Origin of the sequence: Pseudomonas sp. S44 (assembly GCF_016624805.1) — a bacterium.
GTDB lineage: Bacteria > Pseudomonadota > Gammaproteobacteria > Pseudomonadales > Pseudomonadaceae > Aquipseudomonas > Aquipseudomonas machongensis.
Window position 1 is genome coordinate 71,812 of the sequence record NZ_JACVTY010000024.1, and the last position, 24,529, is coordinate 96,340.

Consider the following 24,529-nt stretch of genomic DNA (forward strand, 5'->3'; position numbering starts at 1 on the left):
CAAACACCGGCGGAGTCGGTGCCATGGCACCGTGGTGACTGCTTCGCAAGCAAGCCCGCTCCCACAAAAACCTGTCAGGGGTCCATCAGCTGCTGTGCTTGGCACTCAGGGCTGCGTGGAAATGGGCACTCTGGCGCAGGTACTGCTCGGTGTAGCTGTGGGTTTCGACAGTTTTGCTGCGGCTTTCCGACTGGGCATGGACCGGCAGCACGACGGAAGCGGAAATGGCGGAAGCGGCAATGACCGGGAAGAGATTGAAGTTCATCGGTGTGTCCTCGTCTTCGCTGTTTGACAGTGGCCCTCTTGGGCCTTGGGTCAAACTTACGCCGACGAGGCGCTTGGCTGAAATTCATTGCAGCAGTAGCGATTATCAAGCCGATTGATAGTCAATCGAGAAACTTCAGGTCCGAAGGTGCATCCTGGGGCAACGTTTGCACCGTTTCGCCAAGCTTGCCGCTGCGCGGATCACGGCGCATGACCACGATCTGGTTGCTCTTCTGGTTGGCCACCAGCAGGAAGTTGCCGCTTGGATCCAGGCTGAATTCCCGGGGGTGATCGCCTTCCACCGAGCGACGCTGCAGCAAGGTCAACTGGCCGTCGTCCTTGCCCACGGCGTAGACCACGATCTGGTTGGCGCTGCCGCGGTTGCTGACGTACAGGAAACGTCCATCGGCGGACAAGTGCAGGCCGCCCGCGGCCTTGGCGGCAGGTTCGGTGCTGTCGGTCAACGGCAGGCGCTGACGCTCGAGCAACGCACCGTCCAGAACGTCGAAGGCCACCACCTCGGCACTCATTTCCAGCGTGAGGTAGGCATGCCGCCCCTTGGCATCGAACAGCAGGTGCCGTGGCCCGCTGCCTGGCGGCAAGGTGACGAACGCGGGTATCGCCGGGCTCAGCGGCCGGTCGGTACTGGCGCCGTCGTAGCGGTAGATGAACACCTTGTCGGCGCCCAAGTCACTGGCATAAAGATGGCGGCCATCGGGCGACTGAACCACCGAGTGCACATGGGCGCCGGCCTGGCGCTCGGAATTGACCTTGCTCGGGGCATGGCGCAGCTGCTGTAGCACCGCCTTGAGCTTGCCGTCGCGCGCCACCGGGACCACCACCAGGCTACCGCCAGGAACGGGCGCCACGGCGTAGTTGGCGACGAACAGGTAGCGCTGGTCGTGACTGAGGCTGGCGTGGGTCGGTTCATCGCCCAGGCTGGCGACCTTGTTCAGCGGGGTTATCTCGCCGTTGCCACTCACGCCAAAGCTGCTGATGTGCCCCGCGGGCGTCTCGTTCACCGCGAACAGTTGACGCTGGTCGGCAGACAGCACCAGCCAGGACGGGCTGACAGCCTTGATCACCTGCTGGGCTGGCGTGGCGATCTGGCCACTGCGCGGGTCGAATTGATAACGGTAGATGCCTTGGCTGGCACCCTCGGTGTAACTGCCGACCAGCAAGGTGGCAGCCTGGGTGTGGATCGACAGGCTCATCAGACTAGCGGTCAGCAGGCTCTTGGAGGTCAGCTTCATCTTCGTCATCTTCCGGGGCGCGAAACGCACTCATCAAGACTAGACGGTGTTCTGCTTGGGCATCGTCGAGCAGCCAATCGTTCCCCTCTGCCCGCGCAGCGGCGATCTGTTCGGGGGTGAAGCTCCAGCGGCGCAACTGGCGCCCGTCCATGCATTCGATGGTGAGGCCAGAGCTGTCGCAGGTGAATTCGAAGGCGTGCAGGCCGTCGATCAGGAGCATGTCGCAGGTTTGCAGGGCGGTTGCGAGAGGGGGCATGGGTGCACCTTGGGGTAGGAAGGTGGCCATTATATCTTCGGATCACTGCAAGAGGCCTTGAAACTGTGCAGGAGCGGCCTTGCGCCGCTCCTGCACGAATAGCGTCAGTTTCCTCAATGGGCGAAGATCGAGCCCCCCTCCTTGCCCACCATCTTCTCGGGCTTGATCAGGAACCGTGCCAGCGCCGGCAGCAGCCACAACGCGCCGAACATGTTCCACAGCAGCATGAAGGTCAGCATCAGGCCCATGTCGGCCTGGAACTTGATCGCCGAGAAGATCCAGGTGCACACGCCGATCGCCAGGCACAGGCCGGTGAACAGCACCGCCTTGCCGGTGGAGCGCAGGGTCTCGTAATAGGCTTCCTGCAGCGGCAGGCCCGCGCGCAGGAAGCTTTCCAGACGGCTGTAGATGTAGATGCCGTAGTCCACACCGATGCCCACGCCGAGGGCGACCACTGGTAGCGTCGCGACCTTCACGCCAATGCCCATGAACGCCATCAGCGCGTTGCCCAGTACCGAGGTCAGGACCAGCGGCAGAACGATGCACAGGGTGGCGGCGAAGGAGCGGAAGGTGATCATGCACATCACCGCCACGCAGATGTACACCAGGATCAGGATGGTCAGCTCGGCCGACTTGATCACCTCGTTGGTGGCCGCCTCGATGCCGGCGTTACCGGCCGCCATGAGGAACTGCAGGCCTTCCTTGTTGTGCGCATCGGCAAAGGCCTTGGCCGCCGTGGTGACGCGCTCGAGGGTCTCGGCCTTGTGGTCGTTGAGGAACACCAGCACCGGTGCCAACGAGCAGTCGGCGTTGTACAGGCCGTCTGCGCGGGCGATGGAGTTGTTGAGGATGTCCGGGTTGCGCGAGAGGGTCTCCCACTTCAGGCTGCCCTCGTTCATGCCCTTGATGACCTGCTTGGACACGGTCACCAGGGAGATGGTCGACTGCACGCCCGGCGTGTTGTCCATGGTCCACATCAGCTCGTCGATCGGCGCCATGGTCGAGTGGATCGAGCAGCTCTCTGCCGGGGTCTTGACCATGATCACCAGCACATCCGAACTGGTCGAGTAGTTGTTGATGATGAAGCTGTTGTCCTGGTTGTAGCGCGAATCCGGACGCAGCTCCGGCGCGCCCTGGTCGAGGTCGCCGATCTTCAGGTTCTGGCTGTACCAGAGACCGCCGGCAAAGGCGACCAGCGCGAGTGCGATCGACACCGGCGCCACCTTGGGGCTGGCGAAGTTCGACAGCAGGCGCCAGAACGGGTGCTCGCAGACCGCATCCTTCTTGCTGCGGGCGATGGCCTTCTGGCTGATGCCGACGTAGCTGATCGCGACCGGCAGCAGGATCAGGTTGGTGAAGACGATGACCGCCACACCGATCGAGGCCCCGATGGCCAGTTCGCGGATCACGCCAATGTCGATGATCAGCAAGGTGATGAAGCCCACGGCGTCGGCGAGGATGGCGATCATCCCCGGCAGGAACAACTGGCGGAAGGTGCGCCGCGCTGCGGTCAGGGCGTTGTCGGCATCGCTGGACTGCAAGGCGATGCCGTTGATCTTCTGCACCCCGTGGGAGATACCGATGGCGAAGATCAGGAACGGCACCAGCATCGAGTAAGGATCGAGGCCGAAGCCGACCGCATGCATCAGCCCTAGCTGCCACACCACCGCCACCAGCGTGGTGATGAGCACGGCGATGGTGCTGCGAATGCACCAGGTGAACCAGTACAGCAACGCCCAGGTGATGACCAGCGCAACCCCGAAGAACATCGCCACCATCACCAGGCCATCGATCAGGTCACCGACCTTCTTGGCGAAGCCGACGATGTGGATCTTCACGTTCGGGTTCTGTGCCTGGAACTTGTCGCGGATCTTCTCTTCCAGCTGGTGGGAGAATTTCTGGTAGTCCAGCTTGGTCAGCTTGCCCGGGTCTTGCGGGTCGGGGAAGTTTTCCAGCAGCGGAATGTCGACGATGCTCGACTTGAAGTTGTTGGCCACCAGGCGCCCGACCTGGCCAGACTTGAGCACGTTGTCACGCAAGGTGTCGAGGCTGTCCTGCGAGCCATTGTAGGTGTTGGGGATCACCTCGCCGCCAGAGAAACCTTCCTCGGTCACCTCGCTCCAGCGCACGCTCGGGCTCCACAACGACTTCAGCCCGGCACGGTCGACGCCGGGGATGTAGAACACCTCGTCGTGGATCTGGCGCAGGGTCTCCATGTAGTCCTTGTCGAAGATGTCGCCGTTGACCGCCTCGACCGAAATGCGCACGGTGTTGCCGAGGTTGGCCAGGTCATTGCGGTGCTCCATCATCTGTTCGATGAACGGGTGCTGCAGCGGGATCATCTTCTCGAAGCTGGTGGAGGGGCGAATCTGCGTGGCCTGCCAGAACAGGAAGATGCTCACCAGCACGCACAGGGCGATGACCACGGGGCGGTTGTTGAAGATCAGCCGCTCGAGCAGGGTGGCCTTGTCCTTGTGGTGGGGCATGTTGAAATTCTCCGGACGGGTCATGGCCGAGCCTCCTGGGCGCCTTCGGCGGTGGCCAGGTGTACGCCACCCTGCCCCACCAGCAGCAGGCCGCCATCGGCCAGACCGCTGACACCGGACAGCGCGATGCGATCGGCGCGGTTGTAGACCGTGAACGTCTGTCCGTCGTCGCGGCTGCGCAGCACGCTGCCACCGTTGCCGACCACGACGAGGCTGCCATCATCGAGAAGCGTAGCGTTTGCCAGGCCGAATTCGAGCGCCCCTCGTCCCGCCTCCAGCGGGATGGCTTGCCAGGTGTCGCCAAAGTCGGTGGAGCGGAACAGGTTGCCGCGCAGTCCGTAAGCCAGCAGCGTGTGCGCCTGCCCAGTGCCGGTCACGCCGAACAGCGAGCCCTCGTAGGGGCTTTCGACGTGCGACCAGGTCTGGCCGTCGTCGCTGGAGCGGAACATGCTGCCCTGCTCGCCCACGATGAACAGGCCGGCATCCTTCACCTGGGTGATGCCATTGAGGTGCAACTGGTCGGGGTTGTCGAGACGCTCGGCGACGTCCTGCCAGTTCTGCCCACCGTCGGTGGTTTCCAGCAGCGCACCATAGGCGCCGACGGCGAAGCCGTGCTGGGCATCGACGAAACGCACATCGAGCAGCGGGGCTTCACGGGAGAGGTCTTCGAACTGCTTGCTCCAGGTTGCCCCGCCGTCGTTGCTGGCGAGAATCTGCGCGTCATGGCCGACTGCCCAACCACGCTTGTCGTCGAGGAAGAACACGGCGGTGAGCAGTTGACGGGTTGGCACCCGAGCCTGAGTCCAGGTCTTGCCCTGGTCGTCGGAGAACAGGATATGGCCGCGATCGCCGACCACCACCAGGCGCTTGCCGGCGTGCACGGCGTCGATCAGCAGGCTCTGGCTGGCCTTGGCCGATTCCACCGAATATTCGGCCACGGCCGCGGCCTGTGCGGTACCTGCCCATGTGCCCAGCGCCAGTAACGCGCTGGCCGTCAACGCCAAGGCTCCGCGCCTGGCATCCGCCTTCAGCCATTCCCTCATGACCGCCCCCTGTTGTGTTCTTGTAGTGGGTCAATGCCTTGCAGGTACTGCGAAAACCCTTGATCCAGAGCCCTGCAATAGCTTTGGGCCATCCTATCGGGGAAAATCGCGCGAACACAACGGGCGGGACGTTATGTTTTGTTAACCGCCAAAAAGCATCGCGGGCAAGCCCGCTCCCTGATCCTTGTGGGAGCGGGCTTGCCCGCGAATAGGCCAGCCCGGTTTAAAAGTGAATCAAGCCAGGCTCTTGCTCACCACCTCATACACATCACTGGACAGTGCCCCGGAAGCGAGAATCCGCTCCAGCTCGCCCTTCATCAGCGCCTGACGCGCGGCATCGTACTTGCGCCAGCGGGTCAGCGGCGCCAGTTGACGCGAGGCGATCTGCGGATTGAGCGCGTTGAGCTCGATCACCAGGTCCGCCAGGAAGCGATAGCCCGAGCCGTCGCCGGCATGGAAGTTGACCAGGTTCTGCCCGGCAAAGGCGCCGACCAGCGCGCGCACCTTGTTCGGGTTCTTCAGGGTGAAGGCCGGGTGCTGCATCAGCGCCTTGACCCGCGCCAGCCCGCCCGGAAGGCTGCTTGCCGCCTGCACGCTGAACCACTGGTCCATGACCAGCGGGTTGTCCTTGAAGTGCTCGGCGAAGGCCTCCAGCGCCTTGGCGCGCTCGGCTTCGAACGGCGAGTTGACCAGCACTGCCAGCGCGGTCAGGCGCTCGGTCATGTTGTCGGCGTGCTCGAACTGCTCGAGGGTCGCTTCCAGCACCTGCGACTTGCCAGCGAGCATCAGGTACGACAGCGCGATGTTCTGCAGGCTGCGGCGGGCGAAGTGCTCGGCTGCGGCTACATAAGCAGTGCTGCGCGACACCTGGCGGTTGGCCTGGTAGCGCGCCCACAGCGCATCGAACAACTGCTCGGCGATCTGCTTGCGGGCGAACTCGCGGGCCGTATGAATCGCGTCGACGTCAGCCACCTGGCTGATTTCGGTGAGGTAGGCCTCGCCGGGCAGCGACAGCATCTCGGCGACCATGGCCGGGTCCAGCGACTCGTTGCCCAGCACCGTACCCAAGGCGGTGATCAGCCGTGGGTCGAGTTTCAGCGCTTCGCCGCGCTGATGCTGGCCGATCAACTCCTGCAGCACCTGCACGGCCAGTTGCTGGCCCGCTTCCCAGCGGTTGAAGCCGTCGCTGTCGTGCTGCATGAGGAACATCAACTGGTCGCGGTCGTAGGGGAAGCTCAGCTTGACCGGCGCACTGAAGCCACGCAGCAACGACGGAAGCGGCTTGGCGACGATGCCCTGGAAGGTGAAGGTCTGCTCGGCCTCGGTCACCGACAGTACGCGCTGGGTAGCGACATCGGCAGCCGTTTCACCGGCCAATTGCAGCGGCAGGTCATTGCCCTGAGCATCGAGCAGCCCCAACGCCACCGGAATCACGAATGGCAGCTTGTCGAGCTTGTCCGGCGTCTGCGGGCAGCTCTGGCGGAAGGTCAGGCTGTAGGTCTGCGCCGCGGCATCGTAGGTTTCGCTGACCTCAAGACGCGGCGTGCCAGCCTGGCTGTACCAGCGCTTGAACTGGGTCAGGTCGACGCCGTTGGCGTCTTCCATGGCCTTGATGAAGTCGTCGGTGGTCACCGCCTGGCCATCATGACGCTCGAAGTACAGGTCGCTGCCCTTGCGGAAGCCCTCGGCGCCCAGCAGGGTACGGACCATGCCTACCACTTCGGCGCCCTTCTCGTACACGGTCAGGGTGTAGAAGTTGGAAATCTCGATGAAGCTGTCCGGGCGCACCGGATGGGCCATGGGCCCGGCATCTTCGGCGAACTGGTGGGTGCGCAGGTAGGCGACGTCCTCGATGCGCTTGACCGTGCGCGAGTTCATGTCGGCGCTGAACTCGGCATCGCGGAACACCGTGAAGCCTTCCTTGAGCGACAGTTGGAACCAGTCGCGGCAGGTCACGCGGTTGCCCGACCAGTTGTGGAAGTACTCGTGGGCGACCACCCCTTCGATGCGCTGGTGGGCGGCATCGGTGGCGGTTTCGGCGCGGGCCAGCACGCAACTGGAGTTGAAGATGTTCAGGCCCTTGTTTTCCATGGCGCCCATGTTGAAGTCGTTGACCGCCACGATCATGAAGATGTCCAGGTCGTATTCACGGCCATAGACCTCTTCGTCCCAGCGCATGGACTTCTTCAGGCTGACCATCGCGTGGTCGCACTTGTCGATGTTCTCGGGTTCGACGTAGATGCGCAGGGTCACGTCGCGACCCGACTGGCGGGTGAAGCTGTCCTCGACGCACCAGAGATCGCCCGCGACCAGCGCAAAGAGGTAGGCCGGCTTCTTGAACGGGTCTTCCCAGGTTGCCCAGTGACGGCCGTCTTCTGCCGGGCCGCTGCCGACCGGGTTGCCATTGGACAGCAGCACAGGGTAGCGGTGCTGCTCGGCGATCACCGTGGTGGTGAAGGTGCTCATCACATCCGGGCGGTCGAGGTAGTAGGTGATCTTGCGGAAACCTTCGGCTTCGCACTGGGTGCAGAACATCTTGCCGGACTTGTACAGGCCTTCCAGCGCGGTGTTGCTTTCCGGGTGAATCTTCACGCTGGTGTCGAGGGTGAAGCGCTCAGATTTGGGGTGGAGGGTCAGGCTGCTGTCATCGAGCTGGTAGTCACCGGCCTGCAGCTCCTGGTCATCCAGCGCGGCGCGCTTCAGCTCCAGCTGCTGGCCATCGAGCACCAGCGGCGGCAAGCCGGCGCCGCGCTCGGGGTTGCGGCGCATGACCAGTTGCGCATGGACCAGCGTGTGGTCCTCGAACAGCTCGAAGGTCAGGTGCGTCTCGTCGATCAGGTACTCGGGCGCCTGATAGTCCTTGAGGTAGATCACTTGCGGTTGTTCGGTACGCATGGTGACGATCCTTTTACTGGAGCACGGCCAGCTGGTAGGCCGTGTACTTGCGAATATTGATCACGCCGGTGTCGAAGATCAGGTACTGGCCCTTGATGCCCAGCAGCGTGCCTTCCACCACCGGGTCCTTGTCCAGGTTGAAGCTGACGATCTTCTTCGGGTAGGCCTGGACCGGGTAGCGCATCTCGACCACTTCGGCGTCGGGCAACGGTTGGATCGCCTGCAGGCCGAAGCGGCCTTGCAGCTCGCGCAGGCCTTCGGCGCAGGCATCGAAGATCTGTTCGCGCACCGCGACCAGGTCCAGTACCTCGGCATCGCCCTTGAGCAGGGTGCGCCAGTTGGTGCGGTCCGGTACCTGGCTGCGCAGCAGGTCTTCGACCAGGCCCGACTGCTGGCGAGTGGCCACGCGCATGATCGGCAGTGCCTGGCTGGCGCCCTGGTCGAGCCAGCGAGTGGGCAGTTGCGTGGCACGGGTAATGCCCACCTTGATGCCCGACGAGTTGGCCAGGTACACCACATGGTCGGTCATGCAGAACTGCTCGCCCCACGACGGCTCGCGGCAGGTGCCGGCGTCGTAGTGGCAGCGTTCAGGGGCCATGATGCACACATCGCACTGGGCCAGCTTGGTCATGCAGGGGTAGCAGTAGCCCTGGCTGAAACTGGTCTTGGTGCGCTTGCCGCAATGGGTGCAGTGGATCGCACCGAGGTATTCCAGACGCAGCGACTGGCCAATCAACGGGTTGACCGGCACCTGCTCCTCACCGAGGCGAAAGCTGTACTGCACGACCGGTGCTTCGAGACGCACCGCCATCTTGCTCAAGGAGCCACGAGCGAGTTCGATCAATGTACCGAGTCCGACTTGAACAGGATGTTGGGGATCGGCGCGGACTTGGAGGCGCATTCCTGCGGCCCCATGTAGCCGGTGCGCTCTTCCTCGGGCAGGTTCTGGATTTCCCAGGCAATCACCGCCTGCAGCGACAGCTCCTTCTGCTCGGCGGTGAGCTTGCGGCCATCGGACCATTTGCCGATTTCCACCGCCGTCTTCAGGCTCTGGTAGATCTCGGGGGTGATGTTTTCGATCATTTGCGCGAAAGTGGACATGAGCGTCTCCTAAATCAAGCCGACAGTTTACGCCGGGCCAGCAGTCCACCCAAGAGGCCTGTCAGGCATCCGATGAGCAGCCCGCCGACGTGTGCGGCATTGGCGATCTGGCCGAAGCCGAGCTGGCCGACCACGCCACTGAGGCAGATCACCAGCCAGATGAGCATCATCACCAGCACGCCGCGGGGCAGGCTGAACAATGGGGTGGGCGCCAGCCACTGGTAGAGCCAGAGGTAACCGAGCAAGCCATAGAGCACTCCGGACAGCCCACCGAACAGGTTCGGGCCGCCGATGAAATGCTGGGCCAGGTTCGACACCAGGCTGAACACCAGGGTCAGCGCCAGCAACGCCCAGGGCCCCTGGCGCAATTCGATGCGCCGCCCCAGCTCCCAGTACCACAGCCCGTTCATGGCCAGGTGCAGAACGCCGAAGTGCAGCAGCATGGGCGACACCAGGCGCCACCACTGGCCCTCGCCCAGGCCCTGGGCCAGCGGCACGAAATAGAGGTAGTCGCCCTGTACCTGGTAGTCCTGGAAGGTGAACCAGCTCAGGGTCGAGAGGTTTTCGCCCAGGCCGGTCAAGCCAACGACGGCCATGCACAGCAGCAGCATCCCCGCGGTAACCTTGCAGGCGCGCAACTGTTCCTTTAGCGGGGGCCGGGCCGGCTCGCTCGCCGGCAAGCCTGCGTCCACGACTGGCTCCACATCGGCATTGCCGTCAGGGTAGCGCCGGTAGAGGTCAAGCACCTGGGCGGCCATGGCCGGCGGTACCCAGAGCACCTGCTCACTGCCCTCCTCGACCACCCGGTGCGGCACCTCGAGGCGCCGCAACAAGGCAACGAAACCACTGAGGTCGACACCCAGCGGCAGACGCATCGCTTCGATCACGTTCATTGGCTGGCCTGCGGTCGGTCGACATCGACCCAGACGAACTTGTGCGGGTCGATGCGGGTTTCGTCGTCCAGCCGGTAGGCGGCCAGCTTGCCGTAGAGCACCGCGCTGTAGTCCAGGCAGGCCAGGTTGGCGCGAATCGGCGCGGGGTGGCCGCTGCGCCAGTAATGGCCGACGAACAGCAGTGGCTCATCCTCCGAATAACGCAGCAGGGCGTTCTTCTGGCTGTGGCTGAGCGGCGCGCGGGCCACTTCCTCGGGCAGCGCATCAGGTTGGAACACGATGTCGCCATAGGTTTGTGGGTCTTCTTCCCAGAACTTGGTGCGGAAGAAGGCGCGGGTCAGACCGTCGCCGCCGGTCAGCGTGAGGCCGTCCGGCAGGCGCATGTCGGTGCCGCGCAGCAGGCGGTTGCACACGGTCGAGGCGAAGCTTCCCGACACCGCCGAGGCCTGCACGAAGTGTTCGTCGATACGGCCGTCCGGGTACTGGGCGCGCAGCTGTGCGATCAGTTGATGATCCCAGCAGGCATGCACCAGACGGAAACGCCCGGCGTCGACGAACAGCGGCAGGGTGTAGAACCACTGGATGAAATCATGCCAGTCGCCGGGATGCTGGGCGAACTGGGTGAGGGTCTCGTCGATCAGGCGGGCATGACGCGGCGTGTGCTCACGCACGAAGGCCTTGCCGCTGCCGGGGAGCGCCGGCGTGACCCAGCCCAGGGCGTTGTACTCGTGATTGCCCATGATGCAGTGGGCCTGGCCGGCTTCGACCATGTCGTGGACGATATGCAGCGCCTCGCGGATGCGCGGGCCACGGTCGACGATGTCGCCGAGGAACAGCGCCTGGCGCCGCGGATGGCGCCAGACACCGCCCGTGCGCGTGTAGCCAAGGGTGTCGAGCAGGCGTTCGAGGGTCAACGCACAACCGTGAACGTCGCCGATGATGTCGAAACTGCGTGCCGGATCGAGCATCAGTCGTCCCTGCCCCCCAGGCGACTGCCCCAGCCAAGCTTGGTGCGGCAGACTTCGTAGTAGTTATGATCCAGCGGATGGATCAGGCGCAGCTTCTGTGGCTTCTTGCTCACCGTGATGGTGTCGCCTGGAGCGCAGGTGAAGTGGTTCTGCCCGTCACAGGAGACCTGTGGGTAGATCTGCAGGTCCTTGGCGACCACGATCTTCAGCTCGCTGTTGCCATCGACCACGATCGGCCGGCCAGACAGGGTGTGCGGGTACATCGGCACGATGACGATGGCATCGAGCTTGGGGTGCATGATCGGGCCGCCGGCAGACAGCGCGTAGGCGGTGGACCCCGTGGGCGTGGCGACGATCAGGCCGTCGGCCTTCTGGCTGCAGACGAACTGGCCGTCGATGTAGATCTCGAACTCGATCATCCGCGTCGACTTGCCTGGGTGCAGCACCACATCGTTGAGCGCGTCGCCCTGGCCAATGGCCTCGTTGTGGCGGCGAACCTCGGCCTGCAGCAGGAAGCGGTTCTCGACCAGGTAGTGGCCGTCGAGCACCTCGGCGACCTTGGTTTCCAGCTCGTCGGGGCGAATGTCGGTGAGAAAGCCGAGGTTGCCGCGGTTGATGCCCAGCACCGGGATGTTATGCCGGGCCAGCGCTCGGGCGGCGCCCAACAAACTGCCGTCGCCACCGACGACGATGACCAGGTCGCAGACCTCGCCCAGCAGCTTGCGCGTGGAGGTCTGCAGGCCGTGGCCGGGCAGCACTTCGGCGATAGTGTCCTCGAGGATCACGTGCAGGTGGCGCTCGAGCAGGAACTTCTTCAGTCGGCGAATGGTGTCGAGCACCTGCGAGCTGCCGAGGCGTCCGATGATACCGATATTGCGAAATTGCTCCATGGGGCTCCTGCAAGGCTCTGCGGCGGGTGACAATGCCTGGATTATGGGCGAAACGACCGGCCAGCGGCAAACCGGCTATGCTCGCAGGATGACACCCTTCACCGACCTCCATGCCCTGCCCCGCCAGCTCCGCCACCCTGCCGTGCGTGATCTGGCGTGGACGCTGCTGTCGCCGCCGCTGCTGAGCGAACCGCCCTGCCCGCAACGCCATCCGCTGGCGGCCAGCGGCTGGGCGGACGATCCGGGGCGGTTACGCGACTGGCTGCTGGCTCTCGACCATGATGCGCAGCCCTTGCAGACGTGGCTGGCGCACCTCACCAGCCGGCGGTTAGGGCTGTACTACGAAAGCCTCTGGCAGTTCGCCCTGCAACAGGCACCCGGTGTCGAGCTGCTGGCCGCCAACCTGGCAATCCGCCGGGGCGGGCAAACCTTGGGTGAGCTGGATATCCTGCTGCGCGATCGCACGGGCGACCATCACCTGGAACTGGCGATCAAGCTTTACCTCGGGCCGGATCAGTCTGATGCCCATGACCCGGCGCAGTGGCTGGGGCCAGGCTGCCACGACCGCCTGGGCAGCAAGCTGGCGCACCTGGTCGCACATCAGTTGCCGATCTCGGCTCGGGCCGAAAGCCGGGAAGTCCTGAATCAGCTGCAGGTGGGCGATGTGCAGTCGCACCTGTGGCTGGGTGGCTATCTTTTCCATCCATGGCCAGGGCAACTCACGGCCCCCTTCGGGGCCAACCCTGCGCACCTGCGCGGGCGATGGCTGCATCGACGCGAGTGGGCGCAGTATGCCAGCGCTCATCCGATGGCACTCTGGCAACCGCTGCAACGCCATGCCTGGCTGGCACCTGCACGGGTCGAGGCTGGGGATCACTGGGGGGCGGCGGGTTTTGCAGCCTGGCTGTGGCGCCTGGAGGAAGGAGCCGCGGCACAATTGCTGGTGAGGTTGGAGGAGGATGGCGAAGGCGCCTGGCAAGAGGCGGAGCGAGTGTTTCTGGTGAGTGACAGCTGGCCACACTTGTCGGGATGACCCAGGACCAGTGCTCGAGAAGATGCCGTTCCGAGCCCAAAAATCATCGAAACAACCGACCTGAAACAACGAAAAATTACCAATCGACGCGCTAAAGTCCACATCAGGCGCCAGCAAGAGCGCCCATCCAACCTGATGACGAGGACCGACCATGGTTTCATCCACTCCCGCGCCACACTACGCGCGCCTGTCCATCACCTTGCACTGGCTGATGCTGGTGCTGCTCGCCGCCGTCTATGCCTGCATCGAGCTGCGCGGCCTGTTCCCCAAGGACAGCGCCGAGCGCGACCTGATGAAGAGCCTGCACTTCATGCTCGGCCTCACCGTGTTCGTGCTGGTATGGCTTCGCCTGGCCATGCGCCTGGCGCGCCCGACACCGCCTATCGTGCCCAAGCCACCCGCCTGGCAGACCGGCCTCTCCCATCTGGTCCACGTGCTGTTGTACCTGCTGATGATCGGCATGCCACTGGCCGGCTGGCTGATCCTCAGCGCTGCGGGCAAGCCAATACCATTCTTTGGGCTGGAGCTGCCTGCACTGATCGGCCAGGATCCGGACCAGGCAAAGTTCATCAAGGGCTGGCATGAACGCATCGGCACCTGGGGCTACTGGCTGATCGGGCTGCATGCCGTTGCCGGGCTGTACCACCACTACGTACGCCGGGACAACACACTGCTGCGCATGCTGCCTTACAAGTAGCCGCGCCGCCCCTGCAGGCCACCGGTATGAACGAAGATCAGGCGGGTGCCGGGTGAAAATCGCCCGGCCTCGACCTGCTCACGCAGGGCCAACAGTGCCTTCCCTGTGTAGAGCGCTTCGAGTGGCAGACCGCTGTACCGCTCGCTGTCTGCGATGAATGCCAGCAACGCGTCATCGCGCCGGGCGAATCCGCCGCGGCAGGCATCGTACAGGCAATAGCCCGCTGTACCCGCCAGTTGCGCAATGCCCTGCTCCACACCATGATCGCGCGGCACCGCCAAGGCGCCATGCACCGGATGCGCGCCCTGCTCGGCCAGTACCAGGCCTGCCAGCGTGGTGCCGGTGCCCACCGCCAGCCACCAGGCGTGGTAATCATCCCAACCGATCGACGCCAATTGCGCTCGCGCCTGCTCGACGATCTGCCCACATCCCAAGGCACCTTCCATACCGCCCCCACCTTCGGGGATGCAATGCCAGCCGGGATAACGCGCCTGCCAGGGTTGCCAGAAGCCTGGCGCGTGGCGCGCCCGATAACCACCGTAGCCCAACCAGTGCAAGGTCATGCCCAGCGCTTCCAGATCACGGACGGTCGGGGTGTCTTGCCGCTGGCCTCGCAACAACCCGGCGGTGGCGAAGCCGAAGCGCCTGCCCGCAGCGGCCAAGGCGTGCAAATGATTGGAATGGTTGCCGCCCAGACTGATCAGGCCAGGTGCGTTGGCCTTCCGGGCAGCACGCAGGTGGTGCTGCAGCTTGAACCACTTGTTGCCACTGACCAGTGGGTCGATCAGGTCCAGACGCAACACCGCGCACGCCACATCAGCGTGCGCCAACCAGGGCAGGTGCAGGCTTTGCAGGGGCGCGGCGGTGGAGCCGGAAAGTCCATCGAACATCTATAGCACCCCGAAAAGCCCGCACGTTAGCAGGTCAACGGCGCCCCGTCTTCCAGCTGTGGGCATTGCCGACATTGATGTAGTCTTCCAGTGGCGTCAGCAGCGCGGAAACGCGCTTCACCCATTCAAATACCGCGCGCTCGGGACGTACGCCGTTGTCCTGCGAGTGGAAGATATACAGCTTCGCCTCGGTCAAGGCCTTCTCGATCGCGCTGGCGCTGTGCCGCATCGTATTGAGCAGACCAGGGCCAGTCACCCGTGATACCTCACGCATGTACTCGGTGAAACCAGGATCGGAAAACTTCGGACGATGCCCAAGCTTGCGACTAGCGCTGAAACGCTGGGACATTTCCCGCAACACCGCATCGAGCAATGGATTGCCCTTGAGCGAGGCGAAATGACTGTTGTTGGGGCCGTTGAGCATCAGGGTCGCGTTGCTCACCACCCCGCCCACCGCCAGTTGCCCAGGGCGCAATGCCAACTGAGGCAGCGGGCGGAGCAGCACATCGTCCATGTCCATGTACACCCCGCCCAACTCATCTATCAACTTGTAGCGCAAGGCGTCGCAGGCCGCCGCATAGTTGCGGGTTTCCGGCCGCAGGAAGAACTTGAACACCTCACCCTGCGGACCCTCCTCGAAATCCTTGAAGAACGCGTCTCCCTTCAAGGACGTGCAGGTTGCTCCTGGGTAGCGCGAGCGTAGCTTGCGCAGCTGCAACGCATTGTTCACCCCCCATCCGCTGCGGCCTAGAAAATGCAGATGCAACTGATAACCGCCGGCCCGTGCCATCTCGATGTTGCCCTTGAGCGTGGAGTCGTGAGACGCAATCAGACTGTCTGCGCTGCCGATCCAGATCTGGTGGATAACCTTCGGTAGCAGCTCCAGCCCACTGCTCGGCGGCAGCTCTGGCAACACCGGCCGCTGGAGACACTCCAGTTCCAGGCGCGCTTGCTGGCGCTCCAATCGAGAAGCCGCAGGGCCAGGGTCGACGGCGCCCAGATAGGTATTCGTCTGCTCATCCCGCCGGTAATAACGACCTTTGGAAGATGAGTACCAGCAGCAATAATCCAGATCGAACAGCACCTCCACCTCCTGGGTGCCGTCCATGATCCGGAAAGTCCTGCCACTGCTATTGGCGCTTTCTCGGACGCCACGCATCACCTTCAGCGGCATTGGCCGAACCGGCAGCGGTTGATCCATTCCGCCCAGCAACCCCGGGCGGCGCACGATCAGCCAATCGCCTGTACGTGGATCACGTTCGATTCTTGGATCGGGATTGGAAAACAACGAGCGGCTTTGAACCCCGTCGCCTGATCCGATATAAAAAGTCGAAGTGCGTTGCAGCGGGTCACGCACTTCGTAGACGGGGTAGTAACGGCCCTGCAAAGACACGTTCAACCGGCCATCGAAGACCAGTAACCCACTGCGCAGGCCGTGAGAAATGACAAAGGGCGCGCCCTGAGGCTTGGGCACTTCGTCGATCGCGACGACCGACCGTACACCGCTGCCGCTCACCAGTCGCAGCGGCACTCCCGAAGCAGCGGGAGCCTTGAACCGGTAGAACTTTGCATTAGCCAGGCCGCTCAGGCTGGTCAAGGCCTCGAGGGCATAGGTTCCGGCCTGCTCGCGCTGCCCGCTGGCCAGCGCCGCATAGCTGTTGAACATGTAGTAGCCAAGCTCTGCCAGGTCGAGCACGGTCATGACCCGCGCAGGAATCAGCGCGCTCAGCACGCGGAACACGGTGACAGCGATATCCAGGCCACGCTCCAGCCGCAACTCGGCATCGGAAACCGCCAGGCTGTTACCTTCGGCCAGCAGATAAGCGATGCGATAATTGAAAATTGCCTTGCCTATCGGTTGGTTGAGGGTTTGCGTCGCCAGCTCTGCACCGGCCTTGCCATCAGCGATGCGGAGCAACAGAGGCAAGGCGGCCCCGAGCTGATGACGGCCGAACCGCGACACCCAGTACTCAGTGCTTGCAGGCCACGGGGACATCCGTTGGAGACCTTCGAGCTCCTGGGCCAGCACGCTGCGCAGCGCACTGCGAGAGCTGTGACGCCTGAACGGCTTGCCAGATGGATGGCCGGGTGTATAGCAGATCAGTGACGACTCACCCACTTCATGGAAGATCAGCACGTCACGCAGAGAGTTGCCACCCAGCGTGAGCCACTGCAACTCGGCACGCTGCCCTTCGCGTATAGGCCGCTGGTCCGGCGATGGATGATCCAGAATGTCCTGGACAGCCTGATACCCGGAATCGTCAAGGTTACCGGTAGCATGCGCCAGGAACGCATCGAGCCGCAGACGTTTCTCGAACAGGCTTGTCGCAGCATCGTGGCGCCGCTGGTGCAGGCCCTTGGTTTCGCCATCGGAAGGTGTCTTCAACGCGTCGCTGATTGCTTGTAGATAGTGCGCCTGCAGGTCCAGCCGCTGGATCAGGCTGCCCAGCCGAGTACTGGAAAGATAGCGTGACTGAGCCTGAGTAACGCCACTGAATTCGACCGTCCAACTGGCGTCGGCCCTGGCATCCATGCGCATGGCGATGTATTCGAGCAACGAGCACTCGCTCTGCACGCTTTGCGCCTGTCCAGGATCAGGAGTGACGCCCGGCGCAAGTTCCGACTCTGGCAATTCGGGGCTGTATTCGACGACGTCGATCTCGACGGTGACAGCACGGGGGTCCAAATCCTGCCCGTCCTTGCGCAATTCGGTGCGAATCCGATCACGGGCGAAATCCTCGAAAGCGGGTAACTGCTGCCAATAGTCCTCGGCGAGGCTCTGCTGCTGGGCAATGTCCAGCAACAGGCCATCCAGCATGTCTTGCTGCGCTTGGCCAAGGTTGCGCAGACCATCTGGTAGTTGCGCCCGCAACGACTGGCGTTCGGCCTCGAACGCCACCAGCACCTGCGTGGAACGTGCACGCGATACATCCAGGCCGATACGATCATCCCATACACCGCGCTGCTCGCAGGTCGCGCTCGCACGCCAGGCCTCACACTGCTGTCTGGCCAGGTGCTCGAACGGATTGCCCTCGATCACCCCGGCTCTCACTTCGAAGCTTGCGTCTTCGCGCTCCCATTCTTCCAGCAACGCCTGCTGCGCCTCCGGTGCCAGGCGCATCAACAAGGCCAAGCCCCAGGCGCGATCCTCCAACAATGCCTTGCGCACCCCATCCAGGGTGGCCTGGAGGTTGTCGTGACGACGGATGAAACCGAAGTGCCCGCTGCAATACAGCACAGCTTCGCCGGTCAGAGCCTGCCGCTCGGTAACGTAGGACAGTGCCGGGTCGTAGCCGGCCGGGATTTCGCTGAGGACCAGCATGCCTGGCAAAGAGAAGGACTTCGAGCTTCCACCGGTGCGCACCGTCAGGTCATAGACACCTCTTGGCACGCTGCGGTCGGAGAAACGGGGGTGGGCGACGATGTCTTCGATCAGCGCCCTGGCTTGGGCAGTGAGCGTTCCGACGCTCTCCAGCAGTTGCACATCATCCGCCAGGCTCGCGCGCACCTCCTGCTCCATGGCCAGTTGCCGAGGGGCCAACGACAGCTGCGCGGGAACCTCCCAGTAGGTTTGCGCATCGACCTCGAAGCGGCTGAGCACCGTCTTGGCGTCTATAAGCTTCAAGGCGTCGTGCACCTGATCCAGGGTCACGTCCGCAATCAGGTCGGCTTCGGCCAGCGAACTGGCGCTCGACGACAGCACCGCCTGTGCCGGGTCGAAGAGATCAGCCGTAGTCTGCCCCAGGCGTGCGGACTCGACCAGGCTCTTCAGGGTGTGGCCATGGGTGACCGTACGCTCCTCGGAGCCCTCGTCGTCGATGAATTGCAACAGGTAGGGGGCACGCGCCAGCAGGCCCGGCAACTGTGCCTCGAACAGCGCAAGGGCCGACGCGCCGAGCGTGGGCAGGGCATCGGTTTGCGGGAATTGATCCGGCAGTTCGGCGGCAAGCGGCTGGGGTTGCGGGGGATGGGTCATGGCGGCAATCTCTTTTGAAAAATCGAGAGGTTGCCGCCACCAGGCGGACAGTCGGTGCTAAGTATGTATTTGCAGTTCGGTCTTCCTAGAGCTCCGCTGCCAGACGCGATCCCTGGTTGATCGCACGCTTGGCATCGAGCTCGGCAGCGACATCCGCACCACCGATCAGGTGCACCGATTGCCCCTTGGCCAGCAGCCCTTCATACAGCTCGCGCTGCGGCTCCTGCCCGGCGCAGATCACCACGTTGTCCACCGCCAGCACCTGCGGTTCGCCTTCGCCAATGCGCACATGCAGGCCCGCATCATCGATCTTCAGGTAATCGACGCTGTTGAGCATCTGTACCTGTTTGTTCTTGAGACCCGTACGGTGAATCCAGCCAGTGGTCTTGCCCAGGCCGTCGCCGACCTTGGTCTTCTTGCGCTGCAACAGATAGACCTGGCGTGCCGGGGCATGGGGTTCAGGCTTGACCCCCGCGATACCGCCGCGGGCTTCAAGGCTGGCATCGATACCCCACTCCTTCCAGAACGCAGCGCGATCCTGGCTGGTGGCGATGCCCTTGTGCACCAGGTACTCGCTGACGTCAAACCCGATACCACCGGCGCCGATCACGGCAACCCGCTCACCTACTGGCTTGCGCTCGAGCAGCACATCAAGGTAGCTCAGAACCTTGGCATGCTCGACCCCGGGGATGGTTGGCGTACGTGGGGTGATCCCGGTAGCCAGGATAATCTCGTCGAAGCCGCCCGCCGCCAGTTCGTCGACACCGACACGGGTGTCCAGGCGCAGCGTCACGCCGCTGTTCTTCACTTTGTTGGCGAAGTAGCGCAGGGTCTCGAAGAACTCTTCCTTGCCCGGTACACGCTTGGCCACATTGAACTGCCCACCCATCTCGGCGCTGGCATCGAACAGGGTCACCTCGTGCCCACGCTCGGCGGCGACCGTCGCCGCAGCGAGGCCAGCAGGCCCTGCACCGACCACGGCGATGCGTTTCACCGCACGTACGGGCAGGTAGTTGAGCTCGGTCTCGTGGCAGGCACGCGGGTTCACCAGGCAACTGGTCAGCTTGCCGCCGAAGGTGTGGTCCAGACAGGCCTGGTTGCAGCCGATGCAGGTGTTGATCTCGTCCGCGCGGCCCTCGGCAGCCTTGTTGACGAAGTCAGGGTCGGCGAGGAAGGGCCGGGCCATCGATACCATGTCGGCATCGCCTTCGGCCAACACGGCTTCGGCCACTTCCGGCGTGTTGATGCGGTTGGTGGTGATCAGCGGAATCTGCACTGCGCCGCGCAGCTTGGCGGTTACCTTGCTGAACGCTGCGCGCGGCACCTTGGTCGCGATGGTCGGGATGCGCGCTTCGTGCCAGCCGATGCCAGTGTTGATCAAGGTGGCGCCCGCCTGCTCGATAGCCTTGGCCAACTGCACGATCTCGTCCCAGTTGCTGCCACCCTCGACCAGATCGAGCATCGACAGGCGGAAGATGATGATGAACTCACGGCCCACCGCTTCACGTACGCGTCCGACGATCTCTACCGCTAGACGCATGCGGTTCTCGTAGCTGCCACCCCAGCGGTCGGTGCGGTGGTTGGTGTGCGCGGCGAGGAACTGGTTGATGAAGTAGCCTTCCGAACCCATGATCTCGACGCCGTCGTAGCCGGCACGCTGGGCCAGTACCGAACAGTTCACAAAGTCATCGATCTGCTTCTGGATGCCCGCCTCGTCCAGCTCCTTGGGCTTGAACGGGTTGATCGGTGCCTGGATGGCACTGGGCGCCACCTGCCGGGGGCTGTAGGCGTAGCGACCGGCATGCAGGATCTGCAGGCAGATCTTGCCCCCAGCCGCGTGCACAGCCTCGGTGACGATCCGATGCTTATCGGCTTCTTCGTCGGTGCTGAGCTTGGCCGCACCGGAGTACACGCCACCCTCGTCATTCGGCGCAATACCGCCGGTCACCATCAGGCCCACCCCGCCACGGGCACGTTCGGCAAAGTAGGCGGCCATCCGCTCGAAGCCACCCGGGCGCTCTTCGAGACCGGTGTGCATGGAGCCCATCAGGGTGCGGTTACGCAGGGTGGTGAAGCCCAGATCGAGCGGGGCCAACAGGTGTGGGTAACGTTCGGCAGCCATGGAGGGACTCCTGATGAGGCGTGATCACGAAATGCGGGTGCCTCACACGGGCCCCGTCGTTTGTCTGCCGTCGACATTAAACAGGCGTTTGAACTGGCTCAATGATCGAAACTGACAACTTATTGATCCTGCTGCACAGCGGGACTACCCTAGAGCACCCTTGGCCTCAAGATGCCGTACCGCTTCATGCGCAAACTCCTTGCAAGCGCCCTGGCGCTGGTGATGATCGCCGCCCTGTTCAGCTATGGCTTCTGGACCCAACAGCGCCCGGAAGGTCATTACCTGTCCGATTTGCGCATCGAACTGGCGCTCAACCAGGGCGTACCCGGCGAGCACGGCAACCTGCTGGGCATCGAGCCGCTGCTCTACCCCAGCGACTACCAGAACCTCGGGCGCCTGCACCGCAAGCTCTCGGCCTATCTGGAACAGGCCCGTGCCCAAGGCTTGGTCAACCCGCGAACGGTGGTGGTGCTACCCGAGCACATCGGCACCTGGCTCTGGGCCCGCGGCGAGAAAAAGGAGCTGTACCAGGTCACCCAGTTCCGCGAGGCCTGGCAGTGGCTGGAGCTGAGCAACCCCGTGCGCTACGGCCTGGCCATGCTGGCGGCCACTGGTGATGATCGCCGCTCCGACGCGCACCTGCGCATGAAGGCGCGGCAGATGGCCGCTGACTACCAGCAACTGTTTGGCGGCCTGGCCCGCGAGTTCGGCGTCACCCTGGTGGCCGGCTCCATCGTGCTGCCGTCGCCCTATGTCGAGGAGGGCCAGTTGCACGTCGGCAAAGGCCCCCTGTTCAACAGCAGCCTGGTGTTCGCCAGCGATGGCACACCGCTTGGCCAGCCGCAGTTGCAGCAATACGCCGATAGCGAGGTCCGTCGTTTCATTCAAGATGGCCAGGCCAAGCCGCTGCAGGTCGTGCAGACCCCGGCGGGGCGCCTGGGTGTACTGGTGGGCAGCGACAGCTGGTATCCGCGCAACCATGAACTGTTGGCTCACCAGTCGGTGCAACTGATCGCCAATCCGGTGTTTCTCAGTGGCAAGGGAAGTTGGCAGGAACCCTGGCGCGGCAACCGCCACCAACAGGCTGCCAACCAGTTGCCGCTGAGCAAGGGCGAAGTCAGTGAAGAGGCGGCTTGGCGTCAACTGATCCTGGCCGCCAACCCCAAGCTGCCAAGCATCAGTGTCTTCCTGCGCGGCCAGTTCTGGGAGCTGGGCAGCGACGGCCAGGGCTTTGCCAACCAGGCGGGCGCGCAACTGGCTGGCAATCCCAGCCAGGGTGCCCGCCTGCTGAACCTCTGGCTGTAAGGGCATGCGCCAGCCACGCGTGCGCCTGGGTGACCTCTCGGTAGGTTTCGTCCAGCCCCTGACCGAAGCCCTGCAGGAGCTCGGATATGACCCGGCACCGCTGCTGCAACGTTATGGGCTGGATGCCATGCGCATGAACGAAGCCGGTGCCCGCCTGTCGATTCCCCGCTACATGCACCTGGGGCACGCAGCCATCGAGCTCAGTACCGAGCCCGCCCTTGGGCTGCGCATGGGACGCCTGAGCCGCCTGGCCCAGGCCGGCCTGGCAGGCGTGACGGCAGCGCAAGCCCCGAACGTGCGTGAGGCCGCGCGTACCCTGCTGCGCTATGAGCCGCTGTACGCTGCCAACTATCGTGGCAGCTCGGCGTTCATCGAAGACGCCCAAGGGGCCTGGCTGCGCTTTTATTCGATCAGCCCGTACAACACCTACAACCGCTTCGTGGTCGATTCGCTGCTGGCCGGCTGGCTGGCACAGTTGTCAGGGCTGGCTGGCACGCCGCTGCTGGCCGAACGCATGGAAATCGAGTTCGAGGCGCCCGCCTACAGTACCCTGTACCAACCGTTGTGCAGCACGCCCGTGCAGTTCGGTGCCGCCAGCAACCAGCTGCGCCTCGGCCAGGCCGCGCTCGCGCTGGGCAACCCACACCACTGCCCCAGCACCTGGCAGCACCTGCTGCAACTGTGCGAGGCGGAGCTGACCCAGCGCACGCGTGTGCGTAGCCTGGGCGAGCGCATCACACATCTGCTCGGCCCATTGCTCAACGGCGGACGGGAGCCTGACCTGGAGGAAGTGTCACGCCACCTGCAATTGCCCACCTGGACCTTGCGTCGCAAGCTGGCCGAGGAAGGCTCGAGCTTTCGCGGCCTGCTCAATGACACCCGACGCGACCTCGCCGAAACCTACATCCGCGACACGGAGCTGGCCTTCGGTGAAATCGCCTATCTGCTGGGATTTGCATCGGCCGAAGCCTTCCAGCGCGCATTCAAGCGCTGGACGAGGCTGACACCGGGGGAGTTTCGCCGCCATCAGCGGCAAGTAGGCTAGAGCTCGGTGGCGTCTTCCGCCGGCTCCGGGGTATCCAGTTCGTATGCCTGGAATTCGAGAAGTTCTTCCTGATAGTCGTCCATTGGCCTGCGTCCTCTTGCATTCATTTTTTCATGGGTCTGGCCATCAAGCTAAGCGGGCCGGATGAAGGAATCATGACATCCCCATGAGGAATAAACGTAGCAGGCGTTCAGGTCGTTAACCGCAGTACGTGTGTAACAGCAGATGAAGCATTTCCCTAGAGTGACGAAGGTACCGACTTGCCGGTGGGTGCCGCTTGCTGCACCTGGATCGGCGCAGCTTCGACCGGCGGCGCGATAGGCTGGGAGCCCTGGCTATCGTCGACCACTGGCGCCGCGGGCGCCTCGCTGGCGGCCGGTGCTGCAGCGGTCGGCGATGGCGCGTGCTCCGAAGGAGTCACCGGCGCTGCCGGCTCGACCTGCGGCGCGCTGCCAGACACCGGTACCGCCGCTGGCTGTGCGGCCGGGGCCAATGCCGCAGGCTCGGGCAAGCCCAACTCCTGCGCCGGTTTTTCAGGCTTGGGCGCCTCCACCTGAGGGCCGGCCTTTTTCTGCTTCTTCGGTTTTGGCAGGTAGCTTTCGACCAGCGCGAAATAACGCTCGTAGAACTGCGGCGAAGTCACGGTTTCGCTGGCCACCTTGACCATGGAGTCGTCGGTGGAGCCGATCGGCATCGACACCGAGCCGAGGATGCCTACACCGAGGCTGGCCGAGGTGTTGGATTTTTTCAGGGTGTAGCGATCCTGCAGGGCGTTGGCAAAGATCGTCGAACGCTGATCGTCGCTGCTGTCGGGGGCGCAGGTGATGTTGAAGCTGATCTGCAGGTGGTTCTCGGCGTTCTGCTGGAAGCTCTTGTTGCCCGCCACCTGGCTCGCGTCACTGCTGGTGATGATATAGCCCTGGCTCAGCAATGCCCGGCGCGCGGCTTCGCACGACCCGGCATCGCTGACCTGGAAGCTGCGCGAGAACGTCCCCGAGTCGTCGAAGTTCTCGTGTTCGTAGATCGCTGCCTTTTTCGAGGAACAGCCGGAAACACCCGCCAGCACCAGGGCCAGCCCGAGCGCTACAGAGACGGTAGATCTGGACATTGTCAATTCCGGGAAGAACGAATGGTGCCTATTGTGCAACACATCGCTGGGTCGCTGAAACCGCTGGTCGGTGAAGAGTCTGTCAGCATCAGGTAAATGTTCGGAGTGACCCCGTCAGCTCCACGCAGATGTCTAACCGCACTGGCGATTGATACCAAGGTCGGCACTAGCCATTTACCAGGCCACAGAAACAAAAAAAAGCGACCCTAAGGTCGCTTTCTTTGTGCCTCGAGGGGTTCAGTGACCTCGGAGCGAATATGGCGCAGCGGACGGGACTCGAACCCGCGACCCCCGGCGTGACAGG

General features: G+C 63.6%; 19 protein-coding genes. 4 read left to right on the forward strand and 15 right to left on the reverse strand.

From position 1 onward, the window contains the following. Nucleotides 1-85: 85 nt before the first annotated feature. From IAE40_RS18015 to IAE40_RS18065, 11 genes are all read right to left on the reverse strand, one after another. The gene (locus IAE40_RS18015) at nucleotides 86-265 is read right to left on the reverse strand and encodes a hypothetical protein (RefSeq protein WP_054893614.1); all 180 of its coding nucleotides are present in this window, start codon (nucleotides 263-265) and stop codon (nucleotides 86-88) included. A gap of 121 nt (nucleotides 266-386) precedes the next feature. After that, nucleotides 387-1,517, reverse strand: coding sequence for a lactonase family protein (locus IAE40_RS18020; RefSeq protein ID WP_420029848.1), 1,131 nt, complete (start codon nucleotides 1,515-1,517; stop codon nucleotides 387-389). Further along, entirely contained in the window at nucleotides 1,483-1,773 is a 291-nt protein-coding gene (locus tag IAE40_RS18025) for a DUF5629 family protein (RefSeq protein WP_153773411.1), read from the reverse strand. The genes IAE40_RS18020 and IAE40_RS18025 overlap by 35 nt, the downstream gene beginning before the upstream one ends. Nucleotides 1,774-1,886: 113 nt before the next feature. Continuing rightward, complete coding sequence (locus IAE40_RS18030) at nucleotides 1,887-4,259, reverse strand: efflux RND transporter permease subunit (RefSeq protein WP_370671066.1); 2,373 nt, start codon at nucleotides 4,257-4,259, stop codon at nucleotides 1,887-1,889. A 20-nt stretch (nucleotides 4,260-4,279) separates the two neighbouring features. Beyond that, nucleotides 4,280-5,302, reverse strand: coding sequence for a YCF48-related protein (locus IAE40_RS18035; protein WP_200603638.1), 1,023 nt, complete (start codon nucleotides 5,300-5,302; stop codon nucleotides 4,280-4,282). 234 nt (nucleotides 5,303-5,536) lie between these two features. After that, nucleotides 5,537-8,197: an aminopeptidase N gene (pepN, locus tag IAE40_RS18040; RefSeq protein WP_200603639.1), complete on the reverse strand. Its 2,661-nt coding sequence runs from the start codon at nucleotides 8,195-8,197 to the stop codon at nucleotides 5,537-5,539. Between the two features lie 13 nt (nucleotides 8,198-8,210). Then, nucleotides 8,211-9,041 carry a DUF2797 domain-containing protein gene (locus IAE40_RS18045; RefSeq protein WP_063543897.1) on the reverse strand — a complete coding sequence of 277 codons (831 nt, stop codon included), beginning with the start codon at nucleotides 9,039-9,041 and terminating at the stop codon, nucleotides 8,211-8,213. Beyond that, nucleotides 9,038-9,298 carry a YeaC family protein gene (locus IAE40_RS18050; protein WP_054893122.1) on the reverse strand — a complete coding sequence of 87 codons (261 nt, stop codon included), beginning with the start codon at nucleotides 9,296-9,298 and terminating at the stop codon, nucleotides 9,038-9,040. The genes IAE40_RS18045 and IAE40_RS18050 overlap by 4 nt, the downstream gene beginning before the upstream one ends. Before the next feature lie 14 nt (nucleotides 9,299-9,312). Continuing rightward, a complete protein-coding gene (locus IAE40_RS18055) occupies nucleotides 9,313-10,191 on the reverse strand; it encodes a rhomboid family intramembrane serine protease (protein ID WP_200603640.1) in 879 nt (292 codons plus the stop codon). Next, nucleotides 10,188-11,162 (reverse strand): metallophosphoesterase, encoded by a 975-nt coding sequence (locus IAE40_RS18060; protein WP_178117541.1) that lies wholly within the window; start codon nucleotides 11,160-11,162, stop codon nucleotides 10,188-10,190. The genes IAE40_RS18055 and IAE40_RS18060 overlap by 4 nt, the downstream gene beginning before the upstream one ends. After that, nucleotides 11,159-12,049 (reverse strand): NAD(+) kinase, encoded by an 891-nt coding sequence (locus IAE40_RS18065; protein WP_054893119.1) that lies wholly within the window; start codon nucleotides 12,047-12,049, stop codon nucleotides 11,159-11,161. Before IAE40_RS18065 ends, IAE40_RS18060 begins: the two co-directional genes overlap by 4 nt. A gap of 43 nt (nucleotides 12,050-12,092) precedes the next feature. Between IAE40_RS18065 and IAE40_RS18070 the strand changes: the two genes are divergently transcribed. Then, nucleotides 12,093-13,082: a DUF1853 family protein gene (locus IAE40_RS18070; RefSeq protein WP_200603646.1), complete on the forward strand. Its 990-nt coding sequence runs from the start codon at nucleotides 12,093-12,095 to the stop codon at nucleotides 13,080-13,082. Between the two features lie 151 nt (nucleotides 13,083-13,233). Then, nucleotides 13,234-13,779 carry a cytochrome b gene (locus IAE40_RS18075; RefSeq protein ID WP_054893117.1) on the forward strand — a complete coding sequence of 182 codons (546 nt, stop codon included), beginning with the start codon at nucleotides 13,234-13,236 and terminating at the stop codon, nucleotides 13,777-13,779. Here IAE40_RS18075 and IAE40_RS18080 read toward each other — a convergent pair. The 3 genes from IAE40_RS18080 to IAE40_RS18090 form a co-directional block, all read right to left on the reverse strand. After that, nucleotides 13,770-14,669 (reverse strand): 1-aminocyclopropane-1-carboxylate deaminase/D-cysteine desulfhydrase, encoded by a 900-nt coding sequence (locus IAE40_RS18080; RefSeq protein ID WP_197889832.1) that lies wholly within the window; start codon nucleotides 14,667-14,669, stop codon nucleotides 13,770-13,772. The genes IAE40_RS18075 and IAE40_RS18080 overlap by 10 nt on opposite strands. Before the next feature lie 34 nt (nucleotides 14,670-14,703). Continuing rightward, the gene (locus IAE40_RS18085; RefSeq protein WP_200603641.1) at nucleotides 14,704-18,645 is read right to left on the reverse strand and encodes a dermonecrotic toxin domain-containing protein; all 3,942 of its coding nucleotides are present in this window, start codon (nucleotides 18,643-18,645) and stop codon (nucleotides 14,704-14,706) included. Between the two features lie 85 nt (nucleotides 18,646-18,730). After that, complete coding sequence (locus IAE40_RS18090) at nucleotides 18,731-20,767, reverse strand: oxidoreductase (protein WP_200603642.1); 2,037 nt, start codon at nucleotides 20,765-20,767, stop codon at nucleotides 18,731-18,733. Between the two features lie 186 nt (nucleotides 20,768-20,953). On the opposite strand from IAE40_RS18090, the gene IAE40_RS18095 reads away from it, so the two are divergent. Continuing rightward, complete coding sequence (locus tag IAE40_RS18095) at nucleotides 20,954-22,072, forward strand: nitrilase-related carbon-nitrogen hydrolase (protein ID WP_153773420.1); 1,119 nt, start codon at nucleotides 20,954-20,956, stop codon at nucleotides 22,070-22,072. Nucleotides 22,073-22,076: 4 nt separating this feature from the next. Next, on the forward strand, nucleotides 22,077-23,117 hold the full coding sequence (locus IAE40_RS18100; protein ID WP_200603643.1) for an AraC family transcriptional regulator: 1,041 nt from the start codon (nucleotides 22,077-22,079) through the stop codon (nucleotides 23,115-23,117). A 238-nt stretch (nucleotides 23,118-23,355) separates the two neighbouring features. Here the strand turns inward: IAE40_RS18100 and IAE40_RS18105 are convergent, their stop codons facing one another. After that, a complete protein-coding gene (locus IAE40_RS18105) occupies nucleotides 23,356-24,225 on the reverse strand; it encodes a DUF2242 domain-containing protein (protein WP_200603644.1) in 870 nt (289 codons plus the stop codon). Nucleotides 24,226-24,529: the final 304 nt, after the last annotated feature.

Bases quoted from the DNA above. Each gene is read 5' to 3' on its own strand.
- IAE40_RS18015 (WP_054893614.1), bottom strand. From the start codon at position 265: ATGAACTTCAATCTCTTCCCGGTCATTGCCGCTTCCGCCATTTCCGCT.
- IAE40_RS18020 (WP_420029848.1), bottom strand. From the start codon at position 1,517: ATGAAGCTGACCTCCAAGAGCCTGCTGACCGCTAGTCTGATGAGCCTG.
- IAE40_RS18025 (WP_153773411.1), bottom strand. From the start codon at position 1,773: ATGCCCCCTCTCGCAACCGCCCTGCAAACCTGCGACATGCTCCTGATC.
- IAE40_RS18030 (WP_370671066.1), bottom strand. From the start codon at position 4,259: ATGCCCCACCACAAGGACAAGGCCACCCTGCTCGAGCGGCTGATCTTC.
- IAE40_RS18035 (WP_200603638.1), bottom strand. From the start codon at position 5,302: ATGAGGGAATGGCTGAAGGCGGATGCCAGGCGCGGAGCCTTGGCGTTG.
- pepN (WP_200603639.1), bottom strand. From the start codon at position 8,197: ATGCGTACCGAACAACCGCAAGTGATCTACCTCAAGGACTATCAGGCG.
- IAE40_RS18050 (WP_054893122.1), bottom strand. From the start codon at position 9,298: ATGTCCACTTTCGCGCAAATGATCGAAAACATCACCCCCGAGATCTAC.
- IAE40_RS18055 (WP_200603640.1), bottom strand. From the start codon at position 10,191: ATGAACGTGATCGAAGCGATGCGTCTGCCGCTGGGTGTCGACCTCAGT.
- IAE40_RS18065 (WP_054893119.1), bottom strand. From the start codon at position 12,049: ATGGAGCAATTTCGCAATATCGGTATCATCGGACGCCTCGGCAGCTCG.
- IAE40_RS18070 (WP_200603646.1), top strand. From the start codon at position 12,093: ATGGGCGAAACGACCGGCCAGCGGCAAACCGGCTATGCTCGCAGGATG.
- IAE40_RS18075 (WP_054893117.1), top strand. From the start codon at position 13,234: ATGGTTTCATCCACTCCCGCGCCACACTACGCGCGCCTGTCCATCACC.
- IAE40_RS18080 (WP_197889832.1), bottom strand. From the start codon at position 14,669: ATGTTCGATGGACTTTCCGGCTCCACCGCCGCGCCCCTGCAAAGCCTG.
- IAE40_RS18085 (WP_200603641.1), bottom strand. From the start codon at position 18,645: ATGACCCATCCCCCGCAACCCCAGCCGCTTGCCGCCGAACTGCCGGAT.
- IAE40_RS18090 (WP_200603642.1), bottom strand. From the start codon at position 20,767: ATGGCTGCCGAACGTTACCCACACCTGTTGGCCCCGCTCGATCTGGGC.
- IAE40_RS18095 (WP_153773420.1), top strand. From the start codon at position 20,954: ATGCGCAAACTCCTTGCAAGCGCCCTGGCGCTGGTGATGATCGCCGCC.
- IAE40_RS18100 (WP_200603643.1), top strand. From the start codon at position 22,077: ATGCGCCAGCCACGCGTGCGCCTGGGTGACCTCTCGGTAGGTTTCGTC.
- IAE40_RS18105 (WP_200603644.1), bottom strand. From the start codon at position 24,225: ATGTCCAGATCTACCGTCTCTGTAGCGCTCGGGCTGGCCCTGGTGCTG.